Below are 12,936 nucleotides of genomic sequence, written 5' to 3' on the forward strand. Positions count from 1 at the left end.
GACTTACTATCTTTTCCTATTATTTTCTAGAATGGTATAGTGCTAGACAATCAGCAGAGTCGTTAACAACTAACGAGGCTAAACAATATGAGACCTCCACACCTTCTAAAGAAAATGAAACGCAAAATAGCAATCAAACAGAGACTGAGACGGAAACTACATTACAACCGGAAGAATCTGTACAAATTCCCGCTTCAAAGGTAAACCATCAGTTAGGAGATAAAGTAGCATATTTAATTATCCCTAAAATACAAAAGAAATACTCTGTATATTGGGGAGCTGATGATAAAGTACTAAAAAAGGGTGTAGGTATGTTTGTTAGTGACTTAACCACTACACCATCTGGAAATGGTCATACAGTTTTAAGTGGACATAGAGATACTGTTTTTACCGAGCTTGGTCAATTAAAGGAAAATGACCAACTTATTGTGGAATATGAAAATAAAACATATACATATAAAATTAACAAGCATTGGATAACAGATTCAGAAGATCGAACAGTTATTGTAGAAAAAAGTGAGCCAACATTAACATTAACAACTTGTTATCCTTTTGACTATATAGGAGACGCTCCAGATCGGTACATAATTGAATCATCTCTACTTTCCATTCGGTAAGGAAAAAAGTCCAAAAATTAAAGTGGTTTAAGTAGGAAGAAGGCACCTTTGGGTGTCTTTTTTTATGAGTAAGAAGTACTGCCAATATGCGAGGAAAAATAGGTCATAAGACGGAATTTCAGCCTGAAAATTCTAAACTATCTTTTTTATTTCCTTTCGACATAATATGACAATATCTTTATATATAGTTTGTTATTATTATCTTGGCAATCTTATATTTTACATAATTGGAGGAACAAACGTGGGAAAAATATTTAAATTTGGATGCCTAGGCATTATAGCTTTATTTGTAATCGGAATAATTGCTATGGTCGCTGGTGGTGGAGACTCAACAGAAAAAACTTCAACAGACACTAGAGCAGTATCAAAAGAAGGTGTATCTTCTGATGTAAAAATCGCTGTAGGATCTATGGAAACAGTAGATTCTGTGGGTAATGAATATACAAAAGAACAAGCACAAGGTGTCTTTAAAATTTTAGAGGTTACACTTACTAATAATCAAAAAGACGCTATCACTGTTGATGCTAATAGTTTTAAATTAGTAGATAGCAAAGGTCGTGAATTCACATATTCAACACAAGGTCAAACATCTTTTGACTTGGCTAATGGTGGGAAAACTGACTTCTTCTTAAAACAATTAAATCCTGGTCTAACACAGACAGGTAAAATTGTATTTGATATTCCAAAAGATGCTGAAGGTCTTTTCTTAAAAGCAAGTGGCGGTATGACAGGTAAAGAAATTAATTTAAAAGTTGAATAGTTAAAAGCACTCGAAAGAGTGCTTTTATTCTTTCTCAATAACCAAAATTATTTAACGTGGTAAAATAATACTCGGATTGGTATCCAATGCCATATTACGACGGTTCAAATCGTAAGAAGACACTTTTGAGTGTCTTTTCTTTTGTACATTATATCTATTACATGCTCATTGATTTTTTATGTCAAATATACATAAAAAAGAAGAGATGCGCTAACATCACTTCTAGTAATTGCTACCGTCAGGATGGTAATTATATCATTTATTTTTACGAAACCTACCCTTTTGCTTCCGATGGCAACGGGGATTGTTTTTTGTTATCTTTTTTCTAAAGTTTGTTTCCTAAAAACATACGCAGAAACTTCACTTACAATTGCTTTCACAAATTCTTTTAGAAGCTCAAACAAAAAATCTATAGATATATTCTCTCCCCCTTTTCTTTCAAATAGAAAGGAGGAATAAATAATCACCCTCACAATATACAGTTAATTCTACTTTATCATACTAGTACAATCTCACCTATATAAAAAAGACCACCATTTGTGAAGTGCACCCCAATTGTTAGACACATAATTAACAATTGGGTACAATTTCATATTGGTAGTCTTTTTTGGGTAGTTTTAGAGATTTTAATTATAACATCTAAATATATCATTTCCAATATACTATATTTTTTATAATTCTTGATTTCTCACTCTTCATTGCATGATAACTTTCCCTATAACGAGTAACAAATAACATGAAAAGAAAAGATTGAGAAATTCAGAGTAGAGTTTGGACTAGCAACTAACTATAGAAGTAATGTTGGATAAGCTGTAACTCAAGGAGTAAAAAGAGTAGCCCCGTTGAAAGGAAGAATGGAAGAAGCTCAAAAATCAATCAAGCTTTTCGATCAAAAACTAAGTAACGCTCAAGCTAGCTTAAATGAAATTGAATCAAAATTGGGTGTTAACCGCAATTAAAAATCATAACAAAATATAACATAACATGAAAAAATAATATTTGGATGGGAGTCCAATACATATTATTTTAATTAAAGTGGTTCAAGTCGGAAGGCACCTTAGGATGTCTTTTCTTTATAAAAAAGGACTCCTAAAGCACCTTAAATTAGTCAACTTCAATATTACTCTCTTTTATTAGTTTGTTTCAACATAATATATTAATTTTAAGTTAAAAATTTGTTATAATAAGTAAATGATTATATTAATTAGATGGAGAGGATACAATATTATGGGTTATAAGTTTCGTAGAATTATCCAAGTTTCCCCGGGTGTGAAAATTAACTTTACATACACAGGTACGGGAAGGAACTCCATTCCACCTGAATCAAGAACAACAACTTATATACCTGGAACTGGAATCTCGTATACACCACGAATAGCTGATTCAAACAACTATTATATACAACGAGGGTTTCAAGGGCAAAACACTTCCTATTCCACTATGAATGAACAAGATTACAATACAGTAAGAGCATTTGAGCAGGTAAGAGAAACCAAAACTTACATTGTTGCTGCTTTTCGTAAGAAGGATAATCAAGTAAACTCCGTGGGTAGAAAACTAATGAAACCACTTTCCATAATTGCAGGCGTTTTTGCAGGCCTATTCTTACTTATGATGCTTGTTATACCTGCTCTATTCCTGGCAGTCATGTCTTTCCTATGCTATAAAAATATAAAAACACCATTTGCAGTTGTATGCCCAGAATGTGATGCTGAGAATCTATTCATTTTTGAAGAAGAGAAAATTGCTTGTCGTAAATGTGAGAGCACTCTTATAATCCAAAAATAAAAGGTTCTCAAATACACTTCCAAAAAATGAATTGTGGTATTGAATTCTAAGATGGCCCTTGAAGCTCATAATTGTTTCCATACCTCCTTGAAGGCTCCAGCTCTCTTTTTCATTTACATTAGGAGGAATGAACAACTATGTTTAAAAGATTAGCAGTATTACTTATTGGAGCTCTATTATTATTTGGTTTATCCGCTTGTGACAGCGTTAAATCAATGACAAATAATGTCACGGTTGGTAAGGTAATTGAAGAATTTAAAGCTGCAGGATTAGAAGCTGACAATCCTAGTGATCTACCAGAAAAAGAATTTGGAAATACTAGAAAAGAAGCAAAGCGCATTCTGGTTCCAGCATTAGGTGAAGATAGTGGTGGTAGAATATTTGAGTTTAAAAACAAAGAAGATCTTGAAAAAGCTAAGAAATACTATGACGATTTAGGTAATGGTAATCAAATGCTATTCTCTCATACTTACGCAAAAGGTAACTTCCTTATACAAATGAATGGTGATATGGAAGATGCCCAATTTAACAAATATAAAGAAATTATGGACAAAGTAATTAAGTAAGTTAAAGGATCCGCTTTCATTTATATGAAAACATGTTAGAATTATCTTTGGATTGGCGTCCAATACATATTATTAAAATTAAAGTGGTTCAAGTCGGAAGGCACCTTTGGGTGTCTTTTCTTTATGAAAAATAATTATAAATAAACAAAAAAGCCTCAAATATTGAGGCTTTTTAGTATTTTCTACCTTCATAATAGGCAAAATATCCTCCGCAGTACCTTGAAATTTCATATTTTTTAAAATACCATGTGATACCTTCATTATCAGTGTATGCATTTCTGAATACATTTTCGGTATTAAATTCCTGTTTGTAGTATATACCATTTTTATATGTAATGTCTTCTAACGGTTTATAACAACGTTCATAAGTCTCTGAATTTGCTGATGCAGCACCAATTCCTCCAGTCAATGCAATACCAGCTGCTAATGTTCCAACTACTAATTTCTTGAACATAATAAATCCCCCTCAAATAGTTTTTATAACTTGCACCTTAAATGTATCACTTCTGTTAATTTTGTAAATATTTTGAATCTGTAGAAATATTTATTTAATTATTAACAATATTGGGATTATATTTTATCTAATGGAAAATAGAGGGGTTTATGATAATATGTAATAATGCATGTTCATTCAACAAAAAATCGTGATAAAATCTAAGCACCTGTTCTATTTTTTCAGTTATCTTAGAAACCTTACTTCTTATTTACCCAAATGGGAGGCGCTTTATGGCGCCTTTTTTTTATTTTTCAAAAGGACCTGCTCATTTAATCCATAAAAACATAAAGTAATTTGAATCCATTAAAATACATGAGTGACTCCTTATTTTTCTCCTACTATTTAAAGGAGGAATTATTATGGGCTTTAGTGGTAGTTGCGGTGGCGGCTGTGGCTTTGCAGGAGGATTTGCTTTATTAGTTGTATTATTTATTTTATTAATTATTGTTGGAGCTTCTTGCTTCTGCTAAAAACTATGGGAAAAGACACTCTTATTTGGGTGTCTTTTTTTGGTACATTAAAAAGCCTCGCCATCCTATGGAGATGGTGAGGTCCTTAGGGCATATATCCTCTTTTCTTATACATATTAGATTCGTTATACACACATTGAAAATATAGCAAAATATGTACATAATATCCAGAAAAATATATGTACTAAAGGTGGGGTCGTCGCCCATAGAAGGAGGCGTAATTAGGGCTTTAGCCAGAGCTTTAATAATATTTTAGGTGGTGAGTTTTATGAGGGCACAAGAGGTTCTCATAGAGAATAACAAAAAGAGATACATATTATTGGAACAAGAAGGATTACCTGTAATGCCAATTATGAAATCCCAATTACATATAGTGAACGAAAACAGCGTAAATAGCCAAAAGGCCACATACAAAGTTTACTATCGTAATCATATTTTGTATGTAACTCATCACATGCTTCCCCTCCTTTTTACTCATTACAATCAAGATCCTTCTGTTTTTCTTCCAATATAACCTTATTTATTTTCGTTAACGTATCCGTCATTTGCTCTAAAGCATTTATATCGATTTTTGAAAAGTATTTCTCAATTAATACATCATCTAACTCAGACAATCGCTCTATATACTTACTACCGTTTGGACCAAGTGTAAGGAAATACTCCCTTTTATTGTTAGGGTTTACTTGTTTTGAAATCATCTTCTGCTTTTCCAATTCCGATAAAACTTGGCTCACAGCCCTTTTTGATATATTAAAAGTAGCCGCAATGTGATTTGCTGTCGTATTCTCATTTAAATTAATATGAAATAGCATGCTCCCTTGCTGTCCTGTAAGACCGTACTCATCTTTTAACTCCTAAAACGGTAAAATTTAGAATTAATTATAAACTCTGTTCATTTCATTAATTATTTCTTTATACGTTCTAGTCATAGCACTCTTCCTCCATGCTTTATTCACAACGAAAAAAGAAGACATCCATCAAGGTGCCTCCTTTTCCTAATTAAAATTTTAAACTCTCACCATTCGTCGCAATTACTTCTTTATACCAATTGAAACTGTCCTTCTTCGATCTTTTTAATGAACCTTTTCCTTCATTATCTTTATCAACGTATATATATCCATAACGTTTTTTCATTTCGCCAGTAGAAGCACTGACAAGGTCAATCGGGCCCCAACTTGTATAACCGATAATATCTACTCCATCTTGAATTGCTTCGGACATTTCGATCATATGCTTCTTTAGATAATCAATACGGTACTCATCATTCACTTCGTCTTCATCATTTAATTGATCGATTGCACCGAGACCATTTTCAACAACAAATAAAGGTTTTTGATAGCGATCATAAAGTTGGTTCGCTGTAATACGGAAGCCCTTTGGATCAATCGTCCATCCCCACTCTGATTTTTCAAGATATGGATTTTCAACTGAACCGAATACATTCCCGCTCGTTATGCTTTTTAACACTTCTGAATCTGTACTTGTTGCTCTACTTGCATAATAACTAAATCCAATATAATCAACAGTATACTCTTTTAAAATTTCTTCATCTTCTTTTTCCATTTCAATTGTTAAATTATTATCTTTAAAGAAGCGTTTTGCGTATCCAGGATATGCTCCTCTTGCTTGTACATCAATGAAGAAGAATGATTCACGGTCTTGTTCCATCGCACGAAGAACATCGTCTGGATTACATGTATATGGATACGTTGCACCAGCTGCGAGCATACAACCAATTTTTGCATCTGGAATGATTTCATGACAAGCTTTTACAGCTAACGCACTTGCGACAAGTTGGTGATGAGCTGCTTGATACTGAATTTGTTTTTTATTATCATCTTCTTTAAATGCTAGACCTGCTCCCATGAAAGGTAAATGTAAAAGCATATTAATTTCATTAAACGTCATCCAATATTTCACTTTATCTTTATATCTATTAAAAATCGTTTTTGCGTACGTCTCGAAGAATTTTACAAGCTTTCTACTTCTCCAGCTTCCATACTTTTCTACTAAATGAATAGGCACATCAAAGTGAGCCATCGTAACAACTGGTTCAATGCCATGCTTCAACAGTTCATCAAATACGTTATCATAAAACTGTAATCCTGCTTCATTTGGCTTTTCATCATTACCATTTGGGAAAATACGCGTCCACGCAATCGATACACGTAACGCTTTAAATCCCATTTCTGCAAAAAGAGCAATATCTGCTTTATAACGATGATAAAAATCAATTGCTTCGTGTGATGGATAAAACTCTCCTTCTACTGGTGTGAAGGAATGAATATTTCCTTTCATAATATCCCAGCGGTTTTCACCAGTTGGTAATAGATCAACCGTCGTTAATCCTTTTCCGTCTTCTACATATGCGCCTTCAACTTGATTGGCAGCAATCGCTCCCCCCCATAAAAATCCTTTAGGAAAAATAACTTTAGACATATAGAAAAACTCCTTTATATAAGATTTAACGAGGAAAGGTATTACGATTCTCAAGGAATGCCTTTCTTCGTGTGAAACATAATGAAATGTAACTACTATTTAACTCCTAACTCTAGTAAAGAATCTCCTGCTTGAATCTTTTCTACTTCAGTTTTTTTCATACTATATTTATCATAATTTGTAACAACAACTGGTGTCGTCACAATATAACCCGCCTTTTGAATTTCAACTATATTAAATTCAATAAGTAATTGCCCTTTTTCTACTCTCGCTCCTTGTTCAATATGAGAGGAGAAAAACTCGCCATTTAATTTCACAGTATCCATCCCAATATGGATTAAAATTTCAGCACCTGAATCCCCCGTAATTCCTACTGCATGATTCGTCGGGAACAGCGCAGAAATTGTACCTGATAGTGGTGAAAATAACTTTCCTTCCGAAGGCTCAATCGCAATGCCTTCACCTAACGCACCTGATGCAAATGCAGCATCATCAATGTTTTGAAGTGGCATAACTACACCATGAAAAGGACTAAAGATTACTTCATCATCGTTTGATGCAGCAACTTTATCAATTGTTCCATCTGTTTCTGTAGATATTTGCTTTTTTGTAAAACCAAATAAGTAAGTCAGAATAAAACCTACTATTAAAGAAACAACCATCGAAACAATTGCTCCCCAAAATCCAGCTGTAATCCCATCTTCCGGACTAATAAATGTCGGAAGCGTAAATATGCCAAGCCCACCCGTCATATAACTTTGTGTACCAAATACGCCAAGTATTGCGCCGCCAACTCCCCCAGCAATACAACTCATAATAAACGGCTTTTTAAGAGGAAGTGTAATACCATAAATCGCCGGCTCTGTAACACCGAAAATACCTGAAATAAAAGCCGGAATACTAAGTGTTTTTAATTTCTGATCTTTCGTTTTCATCCAAACGCCAAGTACAGCACCAATTTGAGCAAATGAAGCAGCAAATATAAGCGCTAGTATCGGATCAATACCGTGTACTGCTAAATTGTTATAGCCAATCGGAACAACGCCCCAATGAAGGCCGAATATGACAAGCACTTGCCAGAAAGCACCGAGTAAAGCACCCGCAACTAATGGGCTTGAATTATAAAGCCAAAGCGTCGCCTGTCCTAAGAACTGCCCTGCCCACGTCGCAATTGGACCAATAACGAGAAATGTAACTGGTACAACGATTAGTAACGTTAAGAATGGTAGTACAAATGTTTTCACAACATCCGGAATGACCTTCTTTAAAGACTTTTCTACTTTCGCTCCAAAATAAGAAGCGAGGATAATTGGAATAACAGATGATGCATAGTTCATTAAAATAACTGGTATTCCTAAAAACGTAATATGAATTGGTGATTCAAACATAGTCCCTGCAAATAACGTATATAATGGCTCACTTGCTGTTATACCGGATAGAGCCGGATAGACTAATGCTCCACCAATTGCCATACCGATGAATGGTGATCCTCCGAATTTCTTACTTGCTGTATATCCTAAGAAGATCGGGAAGAAATAAAATAACGAATCGCCAACTGCATTTAATATTTGATACGTTCCTGACTGTGTACTTAACCAGCCTAACGCTACAAATAGTGCATTAAATCCTTTAATCATCCCTGTTGCAGCTAACACCCCTAAAATAGGAGTGAAAATGCTAGAGAGAATATCTATTAGACTACTCTTTTTCTTCTCACTCGCACTTTCTTCCTCTGTTTCTTGAAATCCTCCGACAGCAATAACCGCTTTATACACGTCGGATACATGGTTACCAATTACAACTTGATATTGTCCGCCGCTTTTCATAACAGTCACAACATCTTCCATACTTTTCAGTACTTCTGTATTAGCTTTCCCCTCATCTTTCAACTGAAATCGTAAGCGAGTTATACAATGTATAACGCTATCTATATTTTCTCTCCCACCAACATGTTTCAGTATGTCTTTTGCCAATTTTTCATACTTCATAATAATTTCTCCCCCCTACAATCATCTCATTTATCATTTTTATAAAAAGAAAAAACCTAAACTAACCATAACGGTGCGATACATACGAATCACTCCATTACAAGTCAATTTAGGTTTTGCCTGCTAAACAGTAACAATCCCGTTTATTCAATTACATAATTCATTGCGTTTCGTTACACGATGAATGTGCAACGTCAAATACACCTTTTCATCTTTTGAAAGATGACTATTATGTGCTTTTTGTAAGTATGCTTCAATTTTTTCTGTACAACAATACGCCTCTTCGTACTTATTTTTCACTTGCTCGTATAAAAAATCATCATCGGCCGAGCTCAATTCCTTCTGCATTAAACGCTGAGCAAAATATCGCAAATGCGTTACAAACCGACTATAATTAAATGAATTCTCATCTAAGTTCATCTTATAGTGGTACTTTACAACATTTAAAATATCTTGGACGATTTTCGTCATCGTTACCGTTTGTTGCATTGCCGGCTCTCCTTGCTGTGCATTAACGAAATGCAGTGCAATTGACCCTGCCTCATCTTCAGAAAGTCTAAGCCCAGTCTCTTCTTCAATGATGTTCAAAGCTTGTAGACCAATTTCAAACTCTTTCTGATAGAACCTCTTTATCTCCCAAAGCAGAGTATTTTTGAGATCCATTCCTTCTTTATGCCGAGTTAAGGCGAAACTTAAGTGATCCGTTAATGTAAGATAAATATAATCACTTAAATCCCCCGGCAAAACTGTCTTAGCAAACTGAATAATTCTCTCTGTAATCTCTAAATTTTCTACAGGAATTTCAGTTAGCAACTTAGCGAGTTTCTCTGATAATTCTCTTGTTTCTAGCACAAAGGTTTTTTCTATCTTAGATTCATCAATCGCATCGCCTACTTTTTTCTGAAATCCCAAACCTCTGCCCATAAGTACAACTTCTGTCTCATTATCCTTCATCGTACAAACAACATTGTTATTTAAGATTTTATGGATTCTCATATTGTTCCACCTTCTTCTTAAAGTCACAAAAGGTAATAAAAAAACCTAAACTGATTCCAAAAGCCACACTACACCCGTAGCCTCTAGATCAATTTAGGTTTTGCCTGCTGAACAGTAACAATCCTTTTAATTATTAACTTACCTTCATTATACACAAAAAGTAAGCGGTTGCAACGATAAATTATTGAATTTTTTTTACAAAGCAAAATACTAACAGTTAATCAGCTGTTGCTTAAATTCCACTAAAACTTTCTCTCTTCATAATCTTCCGTATCAGCTTCTTTCTACAACTCCTGCTACGTAGTCAGTTGCTTAATATTATAAAGCAAAGAAAGAAGAATATAGTTTAGTTCCTGTAATTAAGGATTTAAGTGGCATTTTACTTATTAATACTTTAAGGTTTTTTGATTGTTGTACTATGATTACCCGCTCTAATAAAGATGATGATAAAGATATTCTTGAGTATAAGAAAGAATTATCTAGTATGCTAAGTGCCATTAATAACAACCTTAACAAAAAGGAACCAATTTACTTCCTTTTTAACAAAAATGAAAAGTTCAAGTTTGACCAAATTTAAACTGTTCGTGAGCTATATGAAAGTTATTTAATTAAAAGTGAGCTAACATTTAAATCATCTCATATGCCCTTGCTACCAAAAACATTCTTAAAAAATTCAACAACACCTATAAATATAGAAATTTATCAAAAGAATGTAATGGAATTTCTTGATGGACATAAAAAGTCAAACCTTGGTCTAGAACAAGTAGAAAATTTCGATAATATCTATAAATCTATACAAACCATGCAAAACAACTATATAAAATAAGAGACCATATAATGGTCTCTTATTTTAGTGCAATCCATTCATAGCTTACCTACTCTTTTGATTTCTTCATTTAGGCATACGGACTAACACAATCCTCTATTTTTTCAATTGATAGCCTGTACTATTTTTCTGCAAAATGGTATATAAACGAAAATGTGTTGTCGTAATTAGTCTAGCTTTTGTTGAAGATTCTTTTCTAAATTCTTGAAGTAATGTATAATTAAAGTGTCCTACATGAGATATTGAGTCATATCTCATTTGTCATTCAAAAAAGGCCTGTATATAAAAATAAGGCCTTTTTGTATGTATTCCTAAATATCCTTCTTATCCTCCAGTTTGAGTATTAGTATGATTATCTGTCATTTTAAAATATTACATACTATTCACTATCTCCTTGATCATTTCAAGTTAAATAAATGCAATCTTTTTATGAGCATTTTTACGATTCGTAATCCACTTGCACTACTTACTTAGTACATAAAAAGTGAGATTAGTCAGCAGTTTAATTTACTCACATTTTTGAATTTAGTTGTTTTATCCATACTTCTCTTTCATAGTTAAGAGCCGGTCTTAAAACAGCAATCACCTTTTTAAACCATTGTAAAATTTCCTCTTTAGAAATTGTTCCTTTATATTCGTCTAGTACCTCTTTAATAAAAATAATAGATGGATGTTGTTCACCGAAATAATTCAAACTTTCTAGATATAGACTGTGCTTTACACTAATAGCCATTTCAATAAGTTCTTCACTAGAAAATTGTAAATTTCTTTTATTATCCTCTATCTTATTAATAATATCTCTTAACTTTCCTGTTTTATAATAAAATTCATATTCAGGTGGAACCTCAGGTAGTTCTATAGGTTCAGAAGGAGCAAAATAAAAAACAGGGTAATCGCATTTCTGTGCACTTTCTACCATTTCCTTTATATCTATCTTCTCATTAACTTCCCTAAGTCCCATTAAAAACTTCAAAGGTGTTGTACTCCAAAGCCAATCTGCTTTAGGAATTGAAAGTTTGTCGAACTGAATGTCTAAATACCTATCCCATTCTTTAGAATATGAATCATGATAATGTGTACCCTGTTTCCATTCTCCATCATAATTATAATAATGCGCTACAACTGACCAAGAATCATAACTTCTATAAGTTATATCATTAAAAATCAAAAAGCCGCGTGGCAACAACCAAATTACTCTCTCTTCATTACTAGTGTCAAAAATTGATTTATTGGCTTTTTTACTTTCAACCACTTCAACCTCATCAAAATTTGGTCTTTTCCCTCTAACTGGTGGTTTTAATAAAGGCTCTTCCCAAATTAATCTTTCTAACTCTTTATATGATTTATCAATATCCTCATAGTTCCAACCTAGAGCAAACCTACTTTTAAAGAAATCAGGTAAAAAGTATTCACCATTCTCCTCTCCTAAAGAAATGGGAATAAATTTTTCCTGCTTTGTATTATTATAAATGTTTGGGGTAATAATCATTGTTTCAGTTCCTACCCCTCCGCGTCTAGTATTCGCCTTTTCACAATAATCTTTGTCACAAATAACTAAAACCTTGTCCGCAATTTTAATACTATTCTCCATAAATTCAAATCTATCATGCCCCACTACTCCATGCCATCTATCAAGAATTACTTCCACACCTGATTCTTTCATTAACTTATTTGCTAAATCAAGAACCCATTCTTTATGATCCTCTGATGACCAACTGTATGATATAAATACATGAGGTACTTTTTCTTCATTTTTCAATTAGCTTATCTCCCTTTTTTTTTAACTAAATTTTAACATACTATTCTCATGAAAAATTATCCAAAAATGAAGAAAAACTCATTTCTTCATAGAGCTTTCATACTCAATCATTTATCTTAAACTATTAGATTAATTATCTATATTTACAGTATTATTACTTTTTGCAAAACATATAATTAAAATATAATAATTATATATTCTAATTAATCTTATTACATATTAATGCTAGTC

Annotated in this window: 10 protein-coding genes and 3 pseudogenes; 6 read left to right on the forward strand and 7 right to left on the reverse strand. The window is 33.1% G+C overall.

Annotated features, from left to right (window positions below; all coding sequences use genetic code 11):
• The 5 genes and pseudogenes from D1166_RS19760 to D1166_RS19780 all read left to right on the forward strand — a co-directional run.
• Positions 1-617 (forward strand): class D sortase (locus D1166_RS19760; protein ID WP_133300467.1); only part of this gene is annotated, 617 nt, incomplete at its 5' end.
• Between the two features lie 241 nt (positions 618-858).
• The gene (locus D1166_RS19765; RefSeq protein WP_000516007.1) at positions 859-1,377 is read left to right on the forward strand and encodes a DUF4352 domain-containing protein; all 519 of its coding nucleotides are present in this window, start codon (positions 859-861) and stop codon (positions 1,375-1,377) included.
• Between the two features lie 740 nt (positions 1,378-2,117).
• A pseudogene (locus D1166_RS19770) lies at positions 2,118-2,336 on the forward strand (ribonuclease); the annotation flags it as partial.
• Between the two features lie 268 nt (positions 2,337-2,604).
• Complete coding sequence (locus D1166_RS19775) at positions 2,605-3,165, forward strand: DUF4236 domain-containing protein (protein WP_097862157.1); 561 nt, start codon at positions 2,605-2,607, stop codon at positions 3,163-3,165.
• A gap of 137 nt (positions 3,166-3,302) precedes the next feature.
• Entirely contained in the window at positions 3,303-3,731 is a 429-nt protein-coding gene (locus tag D1166_RS19780; RefSeq protein WP_000476452.1) for a hypothetical protein, read from the forward strand.
• 172 nt (positions 3,732-3,903) lie between these two features.
• Here D1166_RS19780 and D1166_RS19785 read toward each other — a convergent pair whose 3' ends face one another.
• A complete protein-coding gene (locus tag D1166_RS19785; protein WP_000473845.1) occupies positions 3,904-4,185 on the reverse strand; it encodes a hypothetical protein in 282 nt (93 codons plus the stop codon).
• Positions 4,186-4,586: 401 nt separating this feature from the next.
• Between D1166_RS19785 and D1166_RS19790 the strand changes: the two genes are divergently transcribed.
• A complete protein-coding gene (locus D1166_RS19790) occupies positions 4,587-4,697 on the forward strand; it encodes a YjcZ family sporulation protein (protein ID WP_000506971.1) in 111 nt (36 codons plus the stop codon).
• A 367-nt stretch (positions 4,698-5,064) separates the two neighbouring features.
• Here D1166_RS19790 and D1166_RS19800 read toward each other — a convergent pair.
• From D1166_RS19800 to D1166_RS19830, 6 genes and pseudogenes are all read right to left on the reverse strand, one after another.
• Positions 5,065-5,175 (reverse strand): annotated as a pseudogene (locus D1166_RS19800) (CDP-diacylglycerol--serine O-phosphatidyltransferase); the annotation flags it as partial.
• Positions 5,168-5,626 (reverse strand): annotated as a pseudogene (locus D1166_RS19805) (MarR family winged helix-turn-helix transcriptional regulator). The pseudogenes D1166_RS19805 and D1166_RS19800, both read right to left, overlap by 8 nt.
• Positions 5,627-5,696: 70 nt before the next feature.
• The gene (locus D1166_RS19810; protein WP_000048733.1) at positions 5,697-7,136 is read right to left on the reverse strand and encodes a 6-phospho-beta-glucosidase; all 1,440 of its coding nucleotides are present in this window, start codon (positions 7,134-7,136) and stop codon (positions 5,697-5,699) included.
• A 95-nt stretch (positions 7,137-7,231) separates the two neighbouring features.
• Positions 7,232-9,124, reverse strand: coding sequence for a beta-glucoside-specific PTS transporter subunit IIABC (locus D1166_RS19815; RefSeq protein WP_000873014.1), 1,893 nt, complete (start codon positions 9,122-9,124; stop codon positions 7,232-7,234).
• A gap of 147 nt (positions 9,125-9,271) precedes the next feature.
• Positions 9,272-10,120, reverse strand: a complete 849-nt coding sequence (gene licT / locus D1166_RS19820; protein ID WP_070184266.1) for a BglG family transcription antiterminator LicT — start codon at positions 10,118-10,120, stop codon at positions 9,272-9,274.
• Between the two features lie 1,337 nt (positions 10,121-11,457).
• A complete protein-coding gene (locus D1166_RS19830; protein WP_097862159.1) occupies positions 11,458-12,705 on the reverse strand; it encodes a toll/interleukin-1 receptor domain-containing protein in 1,248 nt (415 codons plus the stop codon).
• Between the last annotated feature and the right edge of the window lie 231 nt (positions 12,706-12,936).

This window comes from Bacillus sp. ISO11, assembly GCF_003458115.1.
Lineage (GTDB): Bacteria > Bacillota > Bacilli > Bacillales > Bacillaceae_G > Bacillus_A > Bacillus_A cereus.

Excerpts from the sequence above, each read along its gene's own strand:
- D1166_RS19815 (WP_000873014.1), bottom strand. The coding sequence starts at position 9,124 with ATGAAGTATGAAAAATTGGCAAAAGACATACTGAAACATGTTGGTGGG.
- licT (WP_070184266.1), bottom strand. The coding sequence starts at position 10,120 with ATGAGAATCCATAAAATCTTAAATAACAATGTTGTTTGTACGATGAAG.
- D1166_RS19780 (WP_000476452.1), top strand. The coding sequence starts at position 3,303 with ATGTTTAAAAGATTAGCAGTATTACTTATTGGAGCTCTATTATTATTT.
- D1166_RS19775 (WP_097862157.1), top strand. The coding sequence starts at position 2,605 with ATGGGTTATAAGTTTCGTAGAATTATCCAAGTTTCCCCGGGTGTGAAA.
- D1166_RS19790 (WP_000506971.1), top strand. The coding sequence starts at position 4,587 with ATGGGCTTTAGTGGTAGTTGCGGTGGCGGCTGTGGCTTTGCAGGAGGA.
- D1166_RS19785 (WP_000473845.1), bottom strand. The coding sequence starts at position 4,185 with ATGTTCAAGAAATTAGTAGTTGGAACATTAGCAGCTGGTATTGCATTG.
- D1166_RS19810 (WP_000048733.1), bottom strand. The coding sequence starts at position 7,136 with ATGTCTAAAGTTATTTTTCCTAAAGGATTTTTATGGGGGGGAGCGATT.